Genomic DNA, 21330 nt, shown 5'->3' with positions numbered 1-21330 from the left:
GCGCGAATCAGCAGGTGACGGGCGCCTGCTCCGCCATCCTCTCGCACCGTGCGAGCGATCTACCAGTGGCTCTTGCGCTCCACCGAGGCTATCCCAACAATGTTGCACCTAACGCAACGGAGGTTGGAGTGGCGAAAGCTGCCGATTTGGCGGGTGCGGCACACCTGATGCTCGTGGACGGGATCTCCTACCTGGACCCCGAGCCGGCTGTGTTCGAGGCCATGCTGGAGGGGTGGACCAAGCAGCAGCGGGCCCGCTTTCTGAAGTGGGACGGAACCATCAAGCCGCGGCTGTCACTGGTCCGCCGGTTCGCCGAGTTCTCCAACCAGTACCCGTGGCAGTGGCAGTCGGCGGAGGTCGAGGCGTTCATCGACCACCTGCGCACGAAGACGCCGACGTTCACGGTGTCGAGCGGCCGGAACTACCAGAACCACCTGCGGCTGTTTTGCGAGTACATCACCGACCCGCGCTACGGCTGGATGTCCGTCTGTCAGGAGCGCTTCGGTGAGGTGCCGGTCCAGATCCTGCACGAGTGGAACACCGTCACCCATGTCAGTGAGTACGAGGGCGACCCGCGCCGTCGGCCGCTGACCTACGACGAGATCCAGGACCTGTTCGACGCTGCCGACGGGCGGGTCGAGGAAATCCGGAAGCGCGGCCGCAAGGGCGTATTGACCGCGATGCGCGACTCCGCCCTGATCAAGACCTACTACGCCTATGGCATGCGGCGTCGGGAGAACGTCGGCCTCGACCTCGCCGACCTGCGGCGCAACCCGAAGGCTCCGCAATACAAGCGCCACGGGGCGGTGTTCGTACGCTGGGGCAAGTCCTCCAAGGGCAGCCCGCCCAAGCGCCGCACCATCTTCACCGTCCCGGAGATGGACTGGATCGTCGACGACCTCGACCACTACCTGACCGAGGTCCGGCCCCGGTTCAACGTGGGCAAGCACCCGGCGATCTGGGTCACCGAACGCGCCGGGCGACTGTCACGCCGATCGGCGAACGAAGCCTTCGAAGCCGCCAAGCAGGCCGCTGACCTGCCCGAAGAACTCGAATTGCACTGCCTGAGGCATTCCTATATCACACATTTGACCGAATTTGATTACCCGGAAAGGTTCATCCAGGACCAGGCCGGCCACGGCTATGCCAGCACGACGGCCCTCTATACCGGCGTCTCGGACGAGTACCGCAACCGGCTGCTGCACAAGAAGTTGGGCCAGCGATTCCCCGGCATTTGGGAGGACCCGAAGTGATCAAGAAGATGGGCTACCGCTGGAACCTGCGCAAGCTCATGGCCGACAAGGAGATGTTCCAGACCACCGACCTGGTGCCGCTGCTGGCCGAACGGGGTGTCAACCTCTCGCGCGAGCAGGTCTTCCGCCTGGTCACGCAGCCGCCGCAGCGGCTGTCGATGGACACTCTCGCGGCTCTGTGCGACATCCTCGGCTGCCGGCCCAACGACCTCATCGAGGTTCAGGTCGTCAACGAAGAGGTACGCAAGACCGCCGGCGGCGAGACGCCCGGCCCGCTGCCGGCCGTGCGCCGGACCTCGATCCGGCGGCCGGAGGGCTTGTGACCGCCCCTTCTCCGACCGCCCCGTCGATCGTCGCCCGTCTTGCCGCGCAGGTTGCGCGGATGGAAGCTGCTACGAACGCCGCTGTCGGCCAGGTCACCAAGGTCCTGCCGGCCATCAGTACCGCCGATGCGAACGCGGCGTTGGAAGCGGCAGTGCCGATCCCTGTCCGCGGCGCCGCTCGGTTCCTGGAAGAACTCGCCGATCACATGGCCGCACACCCCGACGCCCTGACCTCGGGCAGCTCCCTCTGCCCACCGGTTCTGCTGCGGCTCGCCCAGGTGCTGCACGAAGCCGGACACCCGGTCGTTCGCCCCGGATGCGCACACTGCGGAAAGATCCGGTCCGACCTGCGGCAACTCCGCCCCGAAGGGCGGCTCTGCGGGACATGCGACGCCCGAAGCCGCCAACGCGAAACCTGCGCACGATGCCAGCGCGACGGCCAGCGCGTCGTCGCCCGACGCCCCGAGGGACCGATCTGCCATCGCTGCTACCGCGCGGACCCAGCCACATTCGAGGAGTGCGCCGAATGCGGGCAGTTCCGACACCCGGTGGTACGACGGGACGACGGCCGAGGGCTGTGCATCAAGTGCTGGAAACGCCCCATGCGCACCTGCGTGAGCTGTGGAAAGACCGCAGCCGCCGCCCTCGTTGACGACGACGGCGCACTCTGCCACCTCTGCTACAACCGCCATCGCCGGCCACGAAGGCTCTGCGGCAGGTGCGGACAGCTCAAGCGCATCGCCCGCAACGCGCGAGACGGGCAGCCGGACCTCTGCGACGGCTGCTACCAGGGCCCCGACGTGACCTGTTCGATCTGCAGCAGGGTCCGCCCCTGCGCCAGCCGCGACGAACAGGGTCAGCCGGTCTGCGCCACCTGCTATCAGCGTCATCGCAGCGGCGAGCCGTGCGCCCGCTGCGGCCGAACCAAGCCGGTCAACACCCGTTGGCCGATCGGGCCGGTCTGCATGACGTGCTACACCGCCGTGCTCCGCTCACCGGCCGAGTGCCCGCGCTGCGGCATGGTCCAGCCGCTGATCGCGCGGGATGACGACGGCGCCGAGATCTGCGGACCATGTGTCGGATTCGCCGCTGACTACATCTGCAAGCAGTGCGGCGGGGCAGGCAATCCTCACAGCCGCGGCCGATGCGCTCACTGCGTCCTCGCCGAGCGGGTCAACGCCCTGCTGGCCGGGCCCGACGGCACGATCACCCCACAGCTGGAACCGCTCGCGGCCGCACTGGCGGACGCTCCCTCACCATTCCCTGCTATCCAGTGGCTTAAGGAGAGCCCGAACACCAAGCTCCTCGCCCGGCTGGCGTCCGAAGGGCACGAGCTCAGCCACGAGCTGCTGGATGAACTCCCGCCCAGCCGGAACCAGCGATACATCCGCCAACTCCTCGTCCACACTGGCGTGTTGGAGGAACGCAACGAGGACATCGAACGCATCCCGGGCTGGCTGGAGCACGAACTCGCGGACAAGCCGGCCGCGCACGCCAGCCTCGCCCGCCCGTTCCTGCACTGGTTCCTGCTTCGGCGAGCACGCCAGCGGGCCGCCACACGCCGCCATCCGGCCTCCGCCGACCGCGACCTGCGGCGCCGCGTCAGCATCGCCCTCGACTTCCTGGCCTGGATGGACCAACGCGGCCTGGCCCTCGCCGACCTCGCCCAGGAGCATGTCGACGACTGGATCGCCGGGGCCACCAGCCAGCGGCGCTACCTGATCCGCTACTTCCTGAAATGGACCACGAGCCGCCGGCTCACCTGCGAACTGACCGTGCCCTCCATCCCGAGCCAGGAGCCCCAGAACCTACTCGACGACGAGGCTCGCTGGCGGCTCCTCCAACGCTGCCTGACCGACGATGCCCTGCCGACGGACGTCCGGGCCGGCGGCGCGATCACCCTGCTGTTCGGCCTGTCCACCGAACGTCTTTGCCATCTGACGCCTGAACACCTCAAGTTCGGTGACAAGCACGCCCACCTGGTCCTGGGCCGCCACCCCGTCCTGCTGCCTCCACGGCTCGCCGAGCTCCTTCGGCAACTTGCCGAACAGCCCCAACTGCGGCCGCAGCTCTCGCGAGCCCACCCAGGCCCTCGATGGCTCTTCCCTGGCATGGTCCCGGGCAAGCCGATCTCGACGCACGGCATGACCCAGAAACTCAACCGGCACGGCATCCTGGTTCGCACAGCGCGCAACGGGGCACTGGCCGCCCTCGCTGCTGATCTTCCCAGCCCGATCCTCGCCGACGTGACCGGGATGCACAGCCACACCGCGCTCCGCTGGGTCGCCTACGCAAGACGTGACTGGGCCGAGTACCTCGCCGCCCGCGCCGAGGAGGTCACCAGCAGCAGATCGCAGCGATCATGAGATCGGCTTCGTGGGGATCTGAGGTGGAGGCATTGGCACCGGATCGGCGCTGAGAATATGAACTGAATGAGCACGTCAACGGGGAGCCAGGAGGCCGTCTACCAGGGCTCGGAGCCCGTCCAGGTAGGTGTCCTCGGCGGTCAGCGGTGCCCAGTGGTCCGCGACCTGTGCCAAACGGGGTAGCTCGCCCGGGTCGAGATCGGCGAAGACTTGCTCCCGGTAGGTGGGACGGTCATCGTCTGTGCGCCGCCGGGCCGCTGTCACGCGGACCACGATTTCTCCAGCGGTGTAGTACCAGATCGCGCGGTAGCCGTGTACTGCCCGCTCGGGGGACAGGCCGCATTCGACCAGGCCGTCAACGATCTGCTCGACAAACCACAGAGCGGATGTGGCCATCAGGTCGTCGGCTGTCAGCACCTCCACGATCCACGGGCAGGCGGCGAGCGCCTCGTGGATCGTGGCAGCGGCGACGACGATCCGCTCGCGGGGCTGAGCAGGCAGGTCGGGTCGGTGCAGCGTCCGCGTGGCGTAGTCGTCCAGCAGCAGGACGAGCAGTTCTTCCTTGTTGCGGACGTGGTGGTAGAGCGCCATCGGCGTACTGCCGATCTCCGTGGCCAGCCGCCGCATGGTCAGCCGGTCCACGCCTTCCGTGTCCACGATCCGACGGGCCGTTGTGACGACCTCCTCGCGGGAGATGCGGGGAGGCCGGCCGAGGGTTTTGCGCGGTGCGGGCGGTTGCGGCATGCCCTCATCATCTCCCAGGTGTCGACAACGTCGATCCCCTGGCGCTATTTTCCTTACATGTATAAAAACTCGCGAGGGCGCCCCGGAATGGTGCTGGCAGCCGTGGCCGTCGCCCAGTTCGCCGTCGCCCTGGACTTATCCGTGGTCAACGTCGCCCTGCCCGCGATCCACACCGCGCTGGGATTCGCACCGCTCGACCTGTCGTGGGTCGTGCACGTCTACGCGCTCACGCTCGGCGGCTTTCTGCTGTTGGGAGGCCGCGCATGCGACCTCTACGGCCGACGACGGCTGTTCGTGCTCGGCTTGGCCGTCTTCGGGCTGTGCTCACTGGCGGGCGGGCTCGCCCAGACACCCTGGCAACTGATCGCCGCCCGCGCCGGCCAGGGCCTGGGAGCCGCCGCGGCCACGCCGGCCACGCTGGCGATGCTCACCACCACCTTCCCCGAGGGCCCGCAGCGCGTGCGCGCGCTCGGGGTGTGGAGCGGGGTGAACGCCGCAGGCGGAGCGCTGGGCGTGCTGGCGGGTGGGCTGCTGGCCCAGTACGCGGGCTGGCGCTGGGTGATGCTGATCAATCTCCCCATCGTCGCGGTGGCTCTCGCGCTGGTCCGCGCAGGCGTGCCCGCCGAAGCACGCCCCGCCCGGCGCGAGAGGCTGGATGTGCTCGGTGCCGTCCTGGCCACCGGTGGAGTCGGACTGCTGGTGACCGGTGTCGTGCGCACCGACGCCCAAGGGTGGGACTCCCCGGCCACATGGACGATGCTCGTCGCCGCAGCCATGCTCCTGGCCGCCTTCGTCGTCACCGAATCCCGGCATTCCGCACCGCTGTTGCGCCTGGGCCTGCTGCGCAGCCGCTGGGTCGCCGGCGCCAACGTGCTGGTCTTCTTCTCCACGGCCGGGCAGTTCGCGGCGTTCTACTTCGTGTCCCTGTACATGCAGCAGGTTCTGGGCATGGGTGCCGCGGCGACCGGTGCCGCGTTCCTGCCCTTCGCTGTAAGTCTGGTCGCGGGCACCCTCGTCGCGACCCGCATCACCGCGGCACGCACCCCCCGTGCGTCCCTGGTGCCTGGCGCCCTGCTGGCCGCTGTGGGCCTGGCCTGGTTCGCCTTCATCAGCCCCGACGGCGGATTCCTCACCGATGTGCTCGGCCCCTGCATCATCACCGGCACCGGCGTCGGACTAGTCATCGCCCCGATCGTCGCCGCCGCAACCACCGGCGTCGCCCGCCATGAGGCCGGCATGGCCTCCGGCCTCATGAACAGCTCCCGCCAACTCGGCGGCTGCATCGGCCTGGCCGCTCTGGCCACCATCGCCGCACACCGCACCGGCACGGCAACCGACCCCGCCGCAATCAACGACGGCTACGCCCTAGGCCTTGCCATCGCCGCCGCCCTCTTCGGGATCGCGGCCGTCGTGGCGATCACCGTGCTGCCTCGCCGCCAGGCCGAAACACCCGCCCTGCAACCCGCCACCGCAGAGAACCGACTGGAAGGAACGCCGTCATGACGACAACGCCCCCCTCACCCATCGACCTGTTCGCCTCGGCGCTGCACATCCACCCCGACGGCGATGTCCAAGCCGCCGAACGGCAGATGACGAACAGCAACTCCGGCGCCTGGCAGCTCGCGACATTCCACGTGGAGACCGACGCCGACGTACACGCCGACCACTGGGAGATGCACCCGCATGCCGAGGAGGCGGTGTGCTGCCTGACCGGCGGTGTCCGCCTCTACTTCCGTCCCGCCAGGCCCGACGACACCGAGGACATGGTGCAGTTGCAGCCAGGCACCGCCGTGATCGTCCCCCGTGGCCGCTGGCACCGCCTGGAGCTGGACGCCCCCGGCGACCTGATGTCGATCACCCTTCGCCACGGCACCCGCCTCGAAAAACGTACCGACACTCGCTGACAGCGGGGTGACCCGGCCGAGCCTGCCGCCGGGCCACCCGGCGGCAACTGCTCTGGGGAAGGCGGCCGCCGCAGGATGCCTCCTCGTTGATTCGTCCCCTGGGATCCGTCCACCCCTGGTAGAGCCCAGAGCCCCGGGCGTCACATACTCAGTGTCATCAGTCGGGGCGAGCGATATCGGGGAATAGTGCACGGTCGGAATAACCCCCTCCCGCCAGTAATGCAGGGCCTGCGCTCCGGCTGCTGCCCCGACCCGAGCACTGACGGCACCTCTGGGCGGCACCTGATCCGCAGCCACCACTACAAAAACGTCACCGACGATGACGGCAACCACGTCTCCGTCGGTGAAGTACGCGGCGTTCCCTGGGTTGCCATCGCCCCGGTTGTCCACGCTATCCGCGTCCTGGAACGGATGGTGCCCGACGGAGAGCTCCTCCTCAGCGCCAGCCACCACGACTTCACCGCGCAACGCAGTCACCACGGCGCCCTCAAGAAGGCCGGGTTGAACAAGCGGATCGAGGATTTTGTGGCCTGGGTGAACCGCGAGGCCGAGGCCCAGGGTCTGCCCGAGCAGGTCATCCCCGAGGACCCGCATGGCGCGATCGGAATGGCCCGGTTCAGGCGAACCCTGGCTTGGCACGTTGCCCGCCGTCCCGGCGGGCTGATCGCGCTCGCCATTCAGTACGGGCACATGCGCACGGTCCTGGATGCCCGCACCTCCAGCGCCTACGGCTCCCGCAGCCGCCCCGGAATCCACGGCGTCCTCGACGTCGAGACGGCCCTGGCCGCAGCGGACACTGCCGCCCACCTGCGCGACCGTCTTGCCGACGGGGAGAAGATCTCCGGTCCCGCCGCCCGCAGAGCCGTCACCGCCGCCGCTACCACCCCCCGCTTCGAAGGCCGCATCGTCCCCCGCACGTTCGCGAAGAAGGCCGCCAAGTTCCTCGCCCGGGACGGCGTCGTGCTCTATGACAACGCCGACGCGTTCCTGATCTGCGCATTCAAGCGCGACAACGCGCTCTGCGAACCCGAGCCGGGCGCCACGGCTCCGAGGCAATACGCATGCCAGTCCGGCTGCGGCAACACCGTCCGCACCGACTCCCACGCACGCCAGCTGCGGCAGCGGGCCGACGAGATCGACCAGCTGGCCACCTCAACGCCCGGCCCGCTCGGCAAGCGCCTCCGGTCCAACGCCGACAAACTCCGCGCCACAGCCGACACCCACGACGCCACCGCCCAGACCGCCGAGGCCCTGACATGAACGAGCAGCACCACGACGAACGCACCCGCATCCGCGAGGCCATGGACCGGCTCCTGGCCGGACAGGCCACCGCCTCCAACGGCAGCTTGACCGTGGTCGCGCTCGCCGCCGAGGCCGGAGTCCACCGCATGGCCCTCCAGAAGCGGCACGCGGATCTGAAGAACGAGTTCTACGAACGGGTCCGCAACGAAACCCAGCAGGTCCCGGAGCCCGAGAAGCAGCTCCGGGCGACGGTCGCCAAGCTCAAGAAGACCATCTCGAACCAGAAGGCCGAGATCGACGAGCTCCGCGAGGTGGTGACTCGCCTGACCCTGGCCAGCGCTGTCCTCACTCAGGGCAACGGCGCGTCGGAGGAACCCGCCCCTGCCCCCGACAACGTCATTCCGTTCCGCCCCACCACCTGATTCCGCTACCCGCGGGGCCATCCGGCTCGAACGGACGGCTGAGCACATAAGTCCGTACGCGATGGTGCACGACGGAGTCATACGCGACTGGGACGTCCAGCCGTTCTTCCCCCCCTCGAGAAGGGGGGAGCATGGTGGAGGCTCAGGCGGCGACGCCGAGTTCAGTCCGGGTGCGGTGGAGGAACTCACAAACAGCCGGCTCGCGCCGCCACGGGCCGAGGGCTGCGTTGAATTCGCGGACGTAGTCCTTGGCCCGGGAGGACTGGACGCGGGTGAGGATGTCAACAGAACGATGTCCGAGCTGCAGTCCGTGGTCGAGGTCGCGGGCCTGGAGGTGGGCGGTTCCCACGATCGACAGGCGCATCCCCACGGAGCGGGTGAACACCCCCGACGACATGGCGGCGGCCTGCTGGTCCCAGGCCAGGACGGCTTTGGGGATCTTCAGGTCACGGAAGACCTCCGTGGCGTCCGCGGAGAGGCGGGAATGGCGATAGAAGTCGATCCAGGCGGGCTCCAAGCCGCTGACGGCGTCCGCCTGGCCCAGCAGGTCCTCAGAGGCCGCCAAGGCCCGTGAGGCGGCCCTGGCGGCCCTGTCGCGGGCATGGGCACGAGCCTCGATCAGCTTGGTGAACGCCAGCACCCGCGGGGCGGCCTGCCCCTTGGCCCGCTCGAAGGCGCCCTGGGCCATGTCGATCGCCTCACTGACGAAACCCCGCATCAGGGCCTGCATGGCCATCGTGGTCAGCACATAGCAACCCAGCTGCACGTCTCCGCCCGCGCGGGCGAGGCGGAGGGCTTGGATGAAGTGCCGTTGGGCGGCTTCGTGCTGCCCGACGTCGAACGCGGTCCACCCGGCCAGCCGGGACAGCTCGGCGGTCACGGAGAACAGCTGGCGGCCCACCGGGTCGGAGAAGGTGCCTTGCAGCAGCGGGGCGGCACGTTCGTGCAGGCAGGCGGTGACGGAGTTCGCTTTCCAGTTGCCGCCGCCGTATTTGGAGTCCCAGCGTCTGGCCTCGTCGGCGGCGTCGCGCAGTTCTTCCAGGTCGGCCCTGCCGACCTGCTTGCCGCCGGTGTGGTCGGCGGCTTCGTCGGCGGGGGTGACCAGCCAGCGGGTCACGGGGGTGGTGAACGCGGACACGGCGAAGCCGGGTCCGGTCAGGAAGTCGCGGCGGTTCACGGAACTCCAGAACGAAGTGGCCACTCGGACCGCATCGGCACGGTCCCGCGGGAAATCCAACCCCACACCGGCATCTGCTGGCTCGGCTTCGCCCATTGCGATCTCGCTAAGGGCCACGGGGCGGCCGAGCCGTTCGGCGAGCGCCTGCGCGATGAGCTTGGGCACCGGCCACTTCGGTGTCATGCCTCGTCGGCACCAGTTTGCGACGGAGGTATGCGAGTAGTCCGTCTCCAGGCCGGCGGTCTGGGCAAGCTGGTTGACGCGCAGAGCCAGGGACTTATGGCTCGCGCCGCTGGCTTCGATGAGCCGGGCCAGGTCCGCGTTCGGCGGGAGGCTCCGGCGGACGGTCGATGCCACGACCTGCCCCCTTGACCAGATTCTGGGCATCATGCAAACGAACCCGTGTTTGACACGAAGAGTTGTACTTCGCGGTGCACGGAAAGTCGTGCGCGATGCCCGTGTGTTGGGTCACCGAGGGTATTGCCCCGCGACCTCGTGGTGAACCGGGATTGCGAGTTGTGAGCCCCCCTGCGAGCCCTCCCCGGGCTCCACGCTGGCCGGTGTGATGAGGGCCTGGGCCGCCGCCGGGACGCAGGAACGGGCTCCCGGCGGCGGCCGCCGCCAAGGCACCACGACTTCACGCTCGGGGGTGAACCAGATGTGCGGAATCGCAGGACTGGCCGGAGGCGACGCCGTCCGGCACCAGGCCACCATCGCGGCCATGGGCCGCTATCAGCACTACCGCGGCCCTGATGGCACGATGCACACCGCAAGTGCAGACGGGTGGGCGGTGCTGGCCATGAACACACTGCTGATCGTCGACCCGCAGGCCATGCCAGGCCCCTACCTGGACCGGACGACGGGAGTGCTGCTGGTCTTCAACGGGGAGATCTACAACTGGCGCCAGCAGGCGGCGGCTTGGGGCATCGAGATCGGCGAGCGCGAGTCGGATACCCACTTTCTACTGCGGGCCTGGGCCAAGATCGGCCCCAGCTGCCTGGACGGGCTGGACGGGATGTTCGCCCTGGCGGTCTATGACCCTCGCATCGCCAAGCTGTTCCTGGCCCGCGACCGGCTCGGGGAGAAGCCGCTCTACTGGCGCCTCGACGGCGGCCGCCTCGCGTTCGCCTCCGAAGTGACCACGCTGGCTGGCTACGGTCCCGCCCCTTTGGTCTTACGTCCGGAGGTCGTGGCGATCGAGACGCCGACCGGGGCCGACACCCCGTTCCAGGGCATCCAGCTGCTGGCCCCGGCCACGCTGCTGACCTTCGACGTCACCAGCGGGTCGATCGACCAGATGACCTGGTGGCACCTGGAGGACCGGTCGCCGTTCGACGGCACTTACACCGAGGCTCTGGCAAAGTACTCCACGATCCTGGCCGAACAGATCCCGCTGCGAACGCCGGCCTGCGACTTCGCGCTCCTGCTGTCCGGCGGGCTGGACTCCGCTGTCCTGGCCTATCTGATGCGGCCGCCGGTCTGTGTCACCGTCCGCTACCGCGGCCAGGACCGGCTCGATGAGTCCTCCACTGCAGCGGTGATCGCCCGGGACATCAAGGCCGAGCTGGTGGTGGTCGAGCCGGACCACGTCGACTTCACCACCGCCCTGCCGCACGTGATGCGGGCTCTGGACTACCCGATGGGCAACGCGTCCACGTTTTCCGAGCACATGGCCTACCGGAAGATCGCCGACCTGGGCCTGCGGGTCGTGGTCGGCGGTCTTGGGCCGGACGAGTTCCTGATGGGCTATGTCCGCCAGGCCCTGGTCCTCTTCGGGGTTGACGCCGTCTTGGAGGCAGGGCTGGAGGCTTACCGGCCGCTGGCTGCCAAGCTGATGCACGCTGCCGGGGAAGACCTCGGTCCGGCAGAGGAGGTCACCCGCCTTGTTCTGCGCGGCCCTGACCCGGACGGGCGGATCCGTGACCTGGTCGCGGATGCGATGGTCAGGGCCGGCGGTGACCTTGCCCGCGGGCTGACGCTGGCGGACCTGGCCACGGCCTGGCGGCCGCTGGTGATGACCAGCGACAAACTCGCCTCCGCCTACGCGCTCGAGCGCCGGTCTCCCTACTTGGCCAGGGACCTGGTCGAGTTTTCCTACCGCCTGCCGGTCGACTACAAGATCACCGACCCGGCCCAGGGCAAGCGGATCCTGCGGGACGCCGCGAAAGTCATCGGCTTGCCAGAGGAGGTCTGGGGCAGCAGGGACAAGCTCGGCTTCGCCAGCCCCGTCCCGTCCTGGCTCAACGGTGACCTCGCGGCCTGGACGGACGCCCAGATCAACACCGCCCTCACCGACGCACCGTCGGCCTTCCGCCCCCTTCTCGAGGGGGGTTTGAAGCCTGGCAGCCGGTTCGACCGCACCCGCATGCAGGCCCTCATGGCCGCCGTCTGGCTTTCGGATCAGTCGGTCAAGGCTGCCGCATGATCCCCAACTGCCCCACTAGCGTGTCGGAATGCACTCCGACACCACCACGGCCGAGGAGCCGGCCGCCGCCCGCGGCGCTGTCGCGATCATCGCCAATCGTCGCGGTGACCTCCTCCTCCACTTGCGCGACGACCTGTCCCACATCGCCTGGCCCGCCCACTGGAGCCTGCTGGGCGGCGGCTGCGACCCCGGCGAGACCCCGGCCGCGGCGATCGTCCGCGAACTCGACGAAGAAGCCGGCCTGACCGTCGAGCACCTGGCCGAACTGTTCGAGATCCGCGATGAGCACGGCTCCGGGCAGATCATCAGCTTCTTCTCCGTCACCTGGAACGGCGACGAGACGACGTTGCCGCTGTCGGAGGGCGTCAAGCTCCAGTTCTTCGCCTCCGAACACCTCGACATCCTCACGATCCCGCCGTTCATCAGGGACGGGATCAACCGCTATCTGGCCGCCCGGCCCGCCTGATCTTCCCGCCCTTCTGGGCGGGGCAGGGTGGGGCCGGCTCCGGCGGCCCCACCCGAAGGGACACCCCGCTCATGAAGATGACCGTCATCGGATGCGGCTACCTCGGCGCCACCCACGCGGCCTGCATGGCCGAGCTCGGCCACGAGGTCCTGGGCATGGACTTGGACATCGACAAGGTCCACACCCTCAACTCCGGCAAGGCCCCGATCTTCGAACGCGGCCTGGACGATCTTCTCGCCAAACACACCGCCACCGGCCGACTGAAGTTCACCGCCTCCTACGCCGAGGCCGCCGAGTTCGCCGACCTGCACTTCGTCGGCGTCGGCACCCCGCAGCAGACCGCCACCGGCGCCTACGACCTGACCTACCTCTTCGACGCCGTCACCAAGCTCGCCCCCGGCCTGACCCGGCCGGCAGTCGTCGCGGTCAAGTCGACCGTCCCCGTCGGCACCGCACCCCGCGTCGCCGAACTCCTGCGCGAACACGCACCCTGCGGGGACCTCGTCGAGGTCGCCTGGAACCCCGAGTTCCTACGCGAGTCCTTCGCGGTCGAGGACACCCTCCGACCCGACCGGCTCGTCCTCGGCTTCAACACGGAAAACTCCTGGGCCGAGCTGCTGCTGCGGCAGGCGTTCGCGAAGATCATCGACGCGGGGACGCCGACGATCGTCACCGACTGGGCCACCGCCGAGCTCGCCAAGGGCGCCGCGAACTCCTTCCTCGCCACCAAGATCTCCTTCATCAACGCGATGTCCGAGGTCTGCGAGAAGTCCGGCGCCAACGTCACTGAGCTCGCCGACGTCCTCGGCCACGACATCCGCATCGGCCGCCGCGGCATGCGGCCCGGCCTCGGCTTCGGCGGCGGCTGCCTGCCCAAGGACCTCCGCGGATTCATCACCCGAGCTGGCGAGCTCGGCGCCGACGAGGCCGTTGGCATCCTCCGCGAAGCCGACGCCGTCAACACTCGGCGCCGGCAGCGCGTCATTGACCTCGCCCGCGAAATGCTCGGCAGCGACCTGCGCGGCAAGCGCATCACGGTTTGGGGCGCCGCCTTCAAGCCCGAGACCGACGACATCCGCGACTCACCCGCCTTGGCCGTTGCTCAGCAGCTCCACGACCTTGGCGCCACCGTCACCGTCACCGACCCCAAGGCCCTCGACAACGCCCGCAAGGTCCACCCCGAGCTCGACTACGCCGACGACCCCGTCGCCGCCGTCGAGGACGCCGACCTCCTCATCCACCTGACCGAGTGGCCGCAGTTCGCCCACATCGATCCCAAGCAGCTCGCCACCCTCGCCCACAACCCCAAGGTCATCGACGGCCGCGGCACCCTCAACCCCGACCCGTGGCGCGAAGCCGGCTGGATGACCCGAGCTCTCGGTCGCCACTGAACCAAGCAGCCCAGGCCCCAGGGACAGACAGGGACAGATCTCCCGGAAACACGAGTGCCGCCAGCGGGCCGCCTCGAACGGTCCATTGGCGGCGCTCCCACGATCAAGCCTGAGAAGAGCAACGGGATGGATGCCCGGGCCCCGGCGATTGCCAGGGCTCGGGCTCGTTGATTCACATCCGCCGCGTTACTGATCGCCGGGAAGGGTCCTCCGACGGCGCCTGGCTCGCCCGGCGGCCTGGGGTGGCTGTCCCTGCGGGGCTGGTCGAGGACGACGACGCCCCTTGGGACGGATGACCTTGTGGGCGAACGACAGGAGACGGTTGAGAACCTTGAACGCGTTCTTGCGGCGCTCCGGCTGGCTGGACCAGACGGAGGTCACCGCCAAGAGCAGCAGGACGACGCAGCCGAGCACGACACCGACGCCGACGAGGCAGACGGCCAGCGTCACAGCAACGGTGCTGTGAGACACCACCGCGCTAGTGGTGAGTCCGACAGCAGCTGCGAGCGGGAGAGTGCGGGTCACAGCCGGTCCTTTCAGGGTCAGTCACCCCAACAGCGGGTGGTCTCCTTCAAAAGACCATCCCGAACGACCGTTCGGACAGCATTCCGGATGAACCCGGACATCGCCGCTCCTAGGCTTGATCCATCAGAGGCTGCAGCCGACGCAAGGGACACCGCATGCGAACGGCAGATGACCCGAAGGGTCCGATCCAAGTCGTGGCATCGGCACTCCGCGAGTTGAGAACACTCGCCGGCCAGCCATCACTCGACCAGCTGGTGCGTCTGACCAGACAGCAAGGGCAACGCTGGGCGATGCCCAGATCCACGATCGACGACAAGCTGAACGGAAGGACCGCGCCAAAGGACGAGCATGTCCTGGCGCTGGTCAAGGCATGCCGTGACCACGCAGCCTCTGCAGGGACCCCGCTGCCGAGCGAATTCTGCGATGAGGGCAGATGGCGCAGCGAATGCCTCGCGATGAGGCAAGCGCTCGCCGATCCACGAAGTCGCGACTACCGCGGCACGGTGGCCCAAGAGATCCTGGTGGCCTGCCAAGGTCCTGCGGAAGGCACTGCGCCTTCGGCCACGGCGGCTGCGGAGCCCTCGAAGGCGACAGAGCTCGAGTATCTGCTGCAGATGGTTGAACCTGAGGCCCTCGGCAGAGAGCTGCCGCCGACACAGGTAGGAGCCGTTGCCAGGCGGCTTCGAAATGCTGGCCACACGGAGGAACTAGATCGACTGCTGAGAGCGGCTTCGGCACGCTCCGCAAATGACGTCCTCACTATGGCGGAGGACGCAGGACTCGACATCGGCGGGCGCCTCATCCGTCTCGTCCTGAAGGACTCCTCGATCGCGCGCATGGCAGCTCTGGTGAAGGAAGCCGAGCACCACCATCCCGAAAAGGCGGTGGGATTGATCAACCTCGGCGTCCAGCATCGCCCCATCCCAGACCTTGTGAGCCTGATCGAGACAATCCGCACCGACGGGGGATCGCCGTTCATCGGGGAAATTCTCTCTGCCAGCCTTCGCGGACGTTCGGCGCCAGAAGTTTCGGAGTTCCTCACCAGTCTCAAAGCAGCAGAGATGCGGGATGACGCCGACGTATTGCTCTATCTCATCAGCCTTTCTCGCGATGAGGGCTGGCTACTGGAAGTAATCGCCCTTTTGAAGGAAAGGCGTCACTACGCATACGCCAGGAAGCTGCGAGCTGTGATTGAGCCGCGGTGGTGGCGGCGCCCACCAACCCCGAGGTGACTCTTCAAGCATCGAGGCCCCGGGCGGCCACCTAGAGCTGAACAGATTGACTTGACAGGGAACACCACGGCCGCGCGGACCCGGTCCTTGGATTCGACCAGGCTTTTGTCGGGGAGGCCGACCAGGGTGAAGGCGGCGACGCCCGGCTCCAGGTCGGCCTGGACCTCGACCACGACGCCTTCGACGCCGACCAGGGCGACGGAGCAGGTGCGGGCGAATCCCATCACGCCACCCCCCGTACGTGCTCGACCACGGGGGCACCGCGGGCCGGGAGCAGGACTCCGATGACATCGATGCGGACGCCGCCGGGCGGTGGGCCGCCGTGTCGTTCGAGCCAGCGCTCGGCCAGGCGGCGCAGCCGCTCGGTCTTCTCGGGCCGTACGGCCGCCATGGGGTGTTCGTATAACGCCGCGCGGCGGGTTTTCACCTCGCAGATGACCAGGGCATCGCCGTCGGCGGCCACGATGTCGATCTCGCCGTCGCGGCAGCGCCAGTTGCGGTCCAGGATGCGCATTCCGGCGTCGACCAGCCGCCGGGCCGCCAGGTCCTCGCCGTAGCGTCCGAGCGCTCGCCGGCGCCCCGCGGGCCCAACGGTCTCCGGCCCTTCCTTCGGCCTGTCATGCGCGGTGCGCGCGGTATCCCCGGCCCCGTGGCCGGTCTGCGTGGTGTTCATTCGGTACCACCTCCGGCACCGAATGTGACGCCTCCGCGCGATCACTGTGGATCTTGGTGGATAAGCGGTCGGTTGTGGATAACTCCGTCACCCGCAGGGGGCACGGGCGGCGCCGCCGGCACCGCGGGAACCGCCCGCGAACACCCGAGCCGGGCCCCGAGCCGGCCCCACGCCGGCCCCGTGCCTCAGCTCCCGGGCAGTTCGAGGTCGCTCTTGTTGAGCTCCTCGATGTTCACGTCCTTGAATGTCAGGACGCGCACCTGCTTGACGAAACGGGCCGGGCGATACATGTCCCAGACCCAGGCGTCAGCCATCGAGACCTCGAAGAAGACCTCGCCCTGCACCGAGTGCACCTGCATTTCGTAGTCATTGGTGAGGTAGAAGCGACGCTCGGTCTCGATCACGTATTTGAACAGCCCGACGACGTCGCGGTACTCCCGGTAGAGCTTCAGCTCCATCTCGGTCTCGTACTTCTCGAGGTCCTCGGCGCTCATGGCAGATCCCCTTCAGCCGTGCGTCCCCCCATTGTGCGTCAGGCTCGCTCGGTCTCCAGGAGCACCGGCGCACTCGGGGGTCCTTCGTCGAGCAGTGTGCGCAGCAGCTCGGCGAGTCTGGTCGGATACACCGTCTCATGTGCCGCGGACAGTTCCTCCGCGGTCCACCACCTCAGTCCCGAGACGCTGCGTCGCTCCAGTTCCGTGTGTCCTGCCATATCGGTGGCGGTACGGTCCGTACGTCCCAGGTAATACCACTCGTCCTGGTCCCAGCGCCGCCCGTCGAACGGAAACGAGCAGCGGCGTTTCCACAGGACCGGGCCGAGGACGGCGTCGGTGATGCCGGTTTCCTCGGCGAGTTCGCGGCGGGCGGCCGCCTCGCGGGTCTCGGTGCCTTCCACGCCGCCTCCGGGGGTGAACCACCAGGTGTCGGAGGGGTCGTCCGGTTCGAAGCCGTGCAGGAGCAGGATCCGGTCGTCGGGATCGAGCAGGACGACGCGGGAGACCCGGCGGATCGCGGCGGGCCGGTCTGCGGTTTCGTCGCGACCGGTCGTGGATCCGGGCCGGTCGGCCGTGTCGCCGTGACCGGTCACACGTCCGGGCCGGTCAGCCATCGGCGCGGGCCCGGCGGGTCCGGCGCCGGGCGACCGGGCCGTAGGCGGCGCCGCCGAGGATGAGGACCGCGCCCGCGACGACCGTGAGGGCGATGGGCTGTACGGGGCCGGGCTGTGAGATGCCGCCGGGAAGTGCGGCGAAGTCGGCGGGGCGCTGCATCACGCCGATGCTCCCCAGCGGCCAGGCGCGGGCGTCGACGCGGGCCTGGACGGCAGTGCGCGGAACGGAGCCCTGGTCGCTGTCGGTGAGGTGGACGCGGGAGTCGAGGGAGTCGCTGCGGTGGTCGCCGAGGAGGAAGAGCCGGCCGGTGGGGACGGTGGCCTTGAAGCCGATGGGCGAGGCGGGGCCGTGGCCGTGCAGATACGGTTCCTCGACGGGCTTGCCGTTGATGGTGAGCCTGCCCTGCTTGGTGCAGCAGGCGATGTGGTCGCCGCTGAGCCCGACGACGCGCTTGACCATGGGCAGGTCGCCCCAGGTCGTGTCCTTGAAGATGACGATGTCGCCGCGGCGTATCTCGGAGCCGTCGACCTTTTCGGCCAGGACCCGGGCCCCGACGGCGATGGTCGGCGACATCGAGTCGGTCGGCACCGTGTAGGGGCGGTAGAGCACCGCCGCCCACACGAAACCGCCAAGGAACAGCACACAGCCGACGGCCACGGCCAGACCCGAGAGCGTACTGCCCATGGTCCGGCCGCGGCCGTCCGTCCTGCGTTGCGTACTGCTGCTCATCCCAGCGCTCCCACCCTGCGGGCGATACCCGCGTTCGAAGATCTGGGACGGCACCCTACCTGGGGTAACGCTCCCGGGTCAGTACCCGGACCGCTCCTTGGTCAGCGCTTGGGGACGGTCCTCGGAGGATCGGTCCCCGGTGAGCCGCCGGCGGCGCCACAGCACGATCGGCACCGCACCGGCCAGACCCATGGCGGCCGGGGCCGCTGCCATGGCCTTGTCGATGCCGGGCTGGTCGAAGGTGTCGGGCACCGGCAGCGTCGCCCAGCGGTTGACGGGCCAGGCGATGGTGAAGGCGCGGCCGACGACCTCGTCGACCGAGACCGTGCCGCCGCCCCGGAGGTTTTGGTGGTAGCGCGAGTCGAGGGAGTCGTCGCGGTGGTCGCCCATGACCCAGATGCGGTCCTTGGGGACCTTGATCGGGCCGAAGGCGCGGTCGCCGCAGGGCGTGGCACCGGGGTAGATGTACGAGCTCTCCTGGAGCGCCTTGCCGTTGACCTTCACCGGGCCGGTGCCATGGCACTCCACGGTGTCGCCGCCGACCGCGATGACCCGCTTGATCAGGTCCTTCTCCTCGGCCGAGGGCATCAGGCCGATGAAGCTGAGGACCTTTTGGACCGGGTTGGGCTCGGGGGTGGGGGTTTCGTTGAGCCAGCCGCCCGGGTCGTGGAAGACGACGACCTCGCCGCGCTGGGGCTTGGAGCCGAACCACGGGGTGAGCTTGTCGACGAGCACCCGGTCCCCGCGCTGGAGGGTGTCCTGCATGGAGTCGGAGGGGATCGAGAACGCCTGCACCAGAAACGTTTTGATCAGCAGGGCGAGCAGGAGCGCGATGCCGATGAGGATCGGCAGCTCCTTCCAGAAGGCGCGTGGCTTCTTTGCCTTCTTCACGCCGACGTCCTCTTCCTTGTCCACCGCCGTCCGCCGTGACTGCGACTGTGGCTGATGCACGGAACTCGCCGCCTGGTGCGAGGGCTCATCCTGCCCCGCCGGCTCTTCGGGCTCTTCGGTTCCGGACCGCGCGCCGACCGCCAAGTCCCCCACATCTGCTCCTCACTCCACGCACTCGCCTGCACCTGAGCCGGTGCAGGCCCACCACTCCCATAACGAGCGGGAGTTCCGCAGGGGTCGGGAGTACAGCCAAACTCTCGGGGTACAGCCTATGCGTCACCTGTGCGGACGCGGCTGTGGCGCCCGGCGCGTCGTGCACCGTGGCGAAGGTGTCGGGCTCTTCCAGGCGCCGCCAGTGGCTGAACGGCCAGGCGATCCAGCCGGCCCGGCCCACGACGTTGTCCTCCGAGACCGTGCCACGGTACGGCTCGTCCAGATGGAAGCGCGAATCGGCGGAGTCGGAGCGGTGGTCGCCCATCACGAAGATCCGTCCGGTGGGGACGGCGACGGTGAATTTCAGCGTGGAGGGCGGGTTTCCGGGGTGGACGTACGGTTTTTCGCTGAGCGGGGTGCCGTTGACGGTGACCCGGCCCTGTGCGTCGCAGCATTTGACGGTGTCCCCGCCGACCCCGATCACCCGCTTGATCAGGTCCTTCTCGTCGGCGGAGGGCAGCAGCCCGATGAAGGTCATGAAGTCCTTGAACTGCTTGACGCCCACCGGGGGTTCGCCGCCGATGCGGCTCTTCTCGTTCGCGGGCAGCCAGTGTCCGGGGTCCTTGAAGACGACGACATCGCCGCGCTGGGGCTTGGCGCCGAACCAGGGGGTCAGCTTGTCGACCAGCACCCGGTCGCCGATCTTGATCGTGTTCTCCATCGAGCCCGACGGGATCACGAATGCCTGGACCAGGAAGGTCTTCAGTACCAGGGCGATGGCCAGCGCCACCCCGATGAGGATGGGGATTTCCTTGAGGTAGGAGCGCTGTCTGCGGCGTTTGATGCGCTTGGCCTGGCGGCGCCGGTCGGCCCGGCCGCCGGTCCGGGGCGCATCGTTCACGGGCGCGCTCTTCGCCGGCTCGTCGAAGGCGGGCGCGGGGCGGGGCGGCGCCGGCTCCGCCGCGGTGCCCGGGGCCCGGGAGCTGGTCGTGGTGGTGGCCTGCCGCCCGTGGCGGGGCTTGCCGCGGTTACCCATGGGGACCTGCCGGGGCGGGTATGGCGTCGAAGGCGTCCGGGGTGTGCAGGGCGGTCCAGCGGTCGAACGGCCAGCTGATCCAGTCGGCCCGGCCGATCACCTCGTCGACGGGTACGGTGCCGCCGCCGGGGTCACCGAGGTGGTCGCGGGAATCGCTGGATCTGGCTCGGTGGTCGCCCATCACCCACAGCTTTCCTTCCGGCACCACGATGTCGAAGTCCACCGAGGACGGTGCGTCCCCCGGGTGGAGATAGCCCTCGCTGACGGCCTTGCCGTTCACCTTGATCCGCCCCCGTTCGTCACAGCAGGTCACGTGGTCGCCGCCGACCCCGATCACCCGTTTGACGTAGTCGGTGTCCGCGGGCCGGGCCAGGCCCAGTGCCGCGCCGGCCCCGCGCACCAGGGCCGTGACGGGATTGTCCCCCGTGTTGCTGTGAACGAAGGACCCGGTGCCGTCGAACACCACGACATCGCCCCGCCGGGGGGTGCCGCCGAAACGGTACGCCAGCTTGTTGACCAGCACCCGGTCCCCGATGTGCAGGGTGTTCTCCATGGAGGAGCTGGGGATCAGAAAGGGCTGGATGACAAAGCTGCTCAGCAGGAACAGGAAGGCGAGGCAGCACGCGAGGAGCGCGACCGGCCGGCGGCCCAGGCCGGCCAGGGGTGCCAGGAAACGCGCGGAGCGCGACCGCTGCTCCGGCCCCTGGTCGGGGGTGGGAGAGAGGTCGCGCTCCGGGAGCTGTGCGTCGGTGTCCATCGGGCCCTGAGCCTATCCGGCCGGTCCCGGACGCCGTACGTGAGCTGGGTCTTCCGTTGCTCCGGCGCAAAAAATCGCGGTCCGGGGCGGCGGCGCTCAGTTGTCGCGCTTCTCCTTGATCTTCGCGGCCTTGCCGCGGAGCTCACGCAGGTAGTACAGCTTGGCGCGGCGGACGTCACCGCGGGTGACGACCTCGATCTTCTCGACGATCGGGGTGTGCACCGGGAAGGTGCGCTCGACGCCTACGGAGAAGCTGACCTTGCGGACCGTGAAGGTCTCGCGCACGCCCGAGCCCTGACGGCGGATGACGACGCCCTTGAACTGCTGCACACGGGAGCGGTTGCCCTCGATGACGCGGACGTGGACGTTGACGGTGTCACCCGGGCGGAAGGCCGGGATGTCGCTGCGCAGCGCTGCGGAGTCGACGGAGTCGAGAAGGTGCATGACCTACTGCTTTCTTCGCTGATGCCACAGGTCATCAACGGGATAGTGAAGAGATGATCGTGTTGCCG

General features: G+C 68.7%; 21 protein-coding genes and 2 pseudogenes. 11 read left to right on the top strand and 12 right to left on the bottom strand.

Translation table 11 applies throughout. From position 1 onward, the window contains the following. Positions 1 to 128 precede the first annotated feature (128 nt). Genes B1H19_RS28775 through B1H19_RS28765 form a run of 3 tightly spaced genes read left to right on the top strand, consistent with a single transcriptional unit; the run spans position 129 to position 3942 of the window. Positions 129 to 1253, top strand: coding sequence for a tyrosine-type recombinase/integrase (locus B1H19_RS28775; protein ID WP_083103476.1), 1125 nt, complete (start codon positions 129 to 131; stop codon positions 1251 to 1253). Further along, positions 1250 to 1576 (top strand): helix-turn-helix domain-containing protein, encoded by a 327-nt coding sequence (locus B1H19_RS28770; RefSeq protein ID WP_083103475.1) that lies wholly within the window; start codon positions 1250 to 1252, stop codon positions 1574 to 1576. The genes B1H19_RS28775 and B1H19_RS28770 overlap by 4 nt, the downstream gene beginning before the upstream one ends. Beyond that, the gene (locus B1H19_RS28765; RefSeq protein ID WP_159027997.1) at positions 1573 to 3942 is read left to right on the top strand and encodes an XRE family transcriptional regulator; all 2370 of its coding nucleotides are present in this window, start codon (positions 1573 to 1575) and stop codon (positions 3940 to 3942) included. The genes B1H19_RS28770 and B1H19_RS28765 overlap by 4 nt, the downstream gene beginning before the upstream one ends. Positions 3943 to 4017: 75 nt before the next feature. On the opposite strand, the gene B1H19_RS28760 is transcribed toward B1H19_RS28765, so the two are convergent. Next, on the bottom strand, positions 4018 to 4686 hold the full coding sequence (locus tag B1H19_RS28760) for a TetR/AcrR family transcriptional regulator (protein ID WP_083103473.1): 669 nt from the start codon (positions 4684 to 4686) through the stop codon (positions 4018 to 4020). 87 nt (positions 4687 to 4773) lie between these two features. Between B1H19_RS28760 and B1H19_RS28755 the strand changes: the two genes are divergently transcribed. From B1H19_RS28755 to B1H19_RS28740, 4 genes and pseudogenes are all read left to right on the top strand, one after another. Next, entirely contained in the window at positions 4774 to 6189 is a 1416-nt protein-coding gene (locus B1H19_RS28755) for an MFS transporter (protein WP_083103472.1), read from the top strand. Continuing rightward, a complete protein-coding gene (locus B1H19_RS28750) occupies positions 6186 to 6590 on the top strand; it encodes a cupin domain-containing protein (protein ID WP_083103471.1) in 405 nt (134 codons plus the stop codon). The genes B1H19_RS28755 and B1H19_RS28750 overlap by 4 nt, the downstream gene beginning before the upstream one ends. Positions 6591 to 6800: 210 nt before the next feature. After that, positions 6801 to 7850, top strand: a pseudogene (locus B1H19_RS40010) (integrase); the annotation flags it as partial. Then, positions 7847 to 8254, top strand: a complete 408-nt coding sequence (locus B1H19_RS28740; RefSeq protein WP_083107627.1) for a hypothetical protein — start codon at positions 7847 to 7849, stop codon at positions 8252 to 8254. The pseudogene B1H19_RS40010 and the gene B1H19_RS28740, both read left to right, overlap by 4 nt. Before the next feature lie 142 nt (positions 8255 to 8396). Here B1H19_RS28740 and B1H19_RS28735 read toward each other — a convergent pair whose 3' ends face one another. Then, positions 8397 to 9788, bottom strand: coding sequence for a sporulation protein (locus tag B1H19_RS28735; RefSeq protein WP_107426170.1), 1392 nt, complete (start codon positions 9786 to 9788; stop codon positions 8397 to 8399). 301 nt (positions 9789 to 10089) lie between these two features. Between B1H19_RS28735 and B1H19_RS28730 the strand changes: the two genes are divergently transcribed. The 3 genes from B1H19_RS28730 (at position 10090) to B1H19_RS28720 (ending at position 13713) form a co-directional block, all read left to right on the top strand. Next, the gene (locus B1H19_RS28730; protein WP_159028146.1) at positions 10090 to 11856 is read left to right on the top strand and encodes an asparagine synthetase B family protein; all 1767 of its coding nucleotides are present in this window, start codon (positions 10090 to 10092) and stop codon (positions 11854 to 11856) included. 28 nt (positions 11857 to 11884) lie between these two features. Next, entirely contained in the window at positions 11885 to 12322 is a 438-nt protein-coding gene (locus B1H19_RS28725) for an NUDIX domain-containing protein (RefSeq protein ID WP_083107625.1), read from the top strand. A gap of 71 nt (positions 12323 to 12393) precedes the next feature. Continuing rightward, positions 12394 to 13713, top strand: a complete 1320-nt coding sequence (locus B1H19_RS28720) for a UDP-glucose dehydrogenase family protein (protein WP_083107624.1) — start codon at positions 12394 to 12396, stop codon at positions 13711 to 13713. Positions 13714 to 13899: 186 nt separating this feature from the next. Here B1H19_RS28720 and B1H19_RS38880 read toward each other — a convergent pair whose 3' ends face one another. Next, on the bottom strand, positions 13900 to 14238 hold the full coding sequence (locus B1H19_RS38880; RefSeq protein WP_159028145.1) for a hypothetical protein: 339 nt from the start codon (positions 14236 to 14238) through the stop codon (positions 13900 to 13902). A gap of 194 nt (positions 14239 to 14432) precedes the next feature. On the opposite strand from B1H19_RS38880, the gene B1H19_RS38875 reads away from it, so the two are divergent. Further along, the gene (locus tag B1H19_RS38875; RefSeq protein ID WP_159028144.1) at positions 14433 to 15470 is read left to right on the top strand and encodes a hypothetical protein; all 1038 of its coding nucleotides are present in this window, start codon (positions 14433 to 14435) and stop codon (positions 15468 to 15470) included. A gap of 62 nt (positions 15471 to 15532) precedes the next feature. Here the strand turns inward: B1H19_RS38875 and B1H19_RS40005 are convergent. The 9 genes and pseudogenes from B1H19_RS40005 to rplS form a co-directional block, all read right to left on the bottom strand. After that, a pseudogene (locus B1H19_RS40005) lies at positions 15533 to 15694 on the bottom strand (magnesium chelatase domain-containing protein); the annotation flags it as partial. After that, positions 15694 to 16143, bottom strand: coding sequence for a YraN family protein (locus tag B1H19_RS28705; protein WP_237289541.1), 450 nt, complete (start codon positions 16141 to 16143; stop codon positions 15694 to 15696). The pseudogene B1H19_RS40005 and the gene B1H19_RS28705, both read right to left, overlap by 1 nt. A 185-nt stretch (positions 16144 to 16328) precedes the next feature. Further along, positions 16329 to 16637 (bottom strand): DUF2469 domain-containing protein, encoded by a 309-nt coding sequence (locus B1H19_RS28700; protein ID WP_005311352.1) that lies wholly within the window; start codon positions 16635 to 16637, stop codon positions 16329 to 16331. A gap of 38 nt (positions 16638 to 16675) precedes the next feature. After that, on the bottom strand, positions 16676 to 17251 hold the full coding sequence (locus B1H19_RS28695; protein WP_083107621.1) for an NUDIX hydrolase: 576 nt from the start codon (positions 17249 to 17251) through the stop codon (positions 16676 to 16678). Further along, a complete protein-coding gene (gene lepB / locus B1H19_RS28690) occupies positions 17244 to 17981 on the bottom strand; it encodes a signal peptidase I (protein ID WP_083107620.1) in 738 nt (245 codons plus the stop codon). Before lepB (B1H19_RS28690) ends, B1H19_RS28695 begins: the two co-directional genes overlap by 8 nt. A 78-nt stretch (positions 17982 to 18059) precedes the next feature. Further along, a complete protein-coding gene (gene lepB / locus B1H19_RS28685) occupies positions 18060 to 19025 on the bottom strand; it encodes a signal peptidase I (protein ID WP_418361479.1) in 966 nt (321 codons plus the stop codon). Further along, positions 18958 to 20061: a signal peptidase I gene (gene lepB / locus B1H19_RS28680; protein ID WP_083107619.1), complete on the bottom strand. Its 1104-nt coding sequence runs from the start codon at positions 20059 to 20061 to the stop codon at positions 18958 to 18960. Before lepB (B1H19_RS28680) ends, lepB (B1H19_RS28685) begins: the two co-directional genes overlap by 68 nt. Beyond that, positions 20054 to 20818, bottom strand: a complete 765-nt coding sequence (lepB, locus tag B1H19_RS28675) for a signal peptidase I (RefSeq protein ID WP_083107618.1) — start codon at positions 20816 to 20818, stop codon at positions 20054 to 20056. Before lepB (B1H19_RS28675) ends, lepB (B1H19_RS28680) begins: the two co-directional genes overlap by 8 nt. 96 nt (positions 20819 to 20914) lie before the next feature. Next, entirely contained in the window at positions 20915 to 21262 is a 348-nt protein-coding gene (gene rplS / locus B1H19_RS28670) for a 50S ribosomal protein L19 (RefSeq protein ID WP_083107617.1), read from the bottom strand. Positions 21263 to 21330: the final 68 nt, after the last annotated feature.

Origin of the sequence: Streptomyces gilvosporeus (genome assembly GCF_002082195.1) — a bacterium.
Classification (GTDB): domain Bacteria; phylum Actinomycetota; class Actinomycetes; order Streptomycetales; family Streptomycetaceae; genus Streptomyces; species Streptomyces gilvosporeus.
The sequence above is the reverse complement of the archived record's forward strand: the minus strand, read 5'-3'. Positions and strand labels throughout refer to the sequence as shown.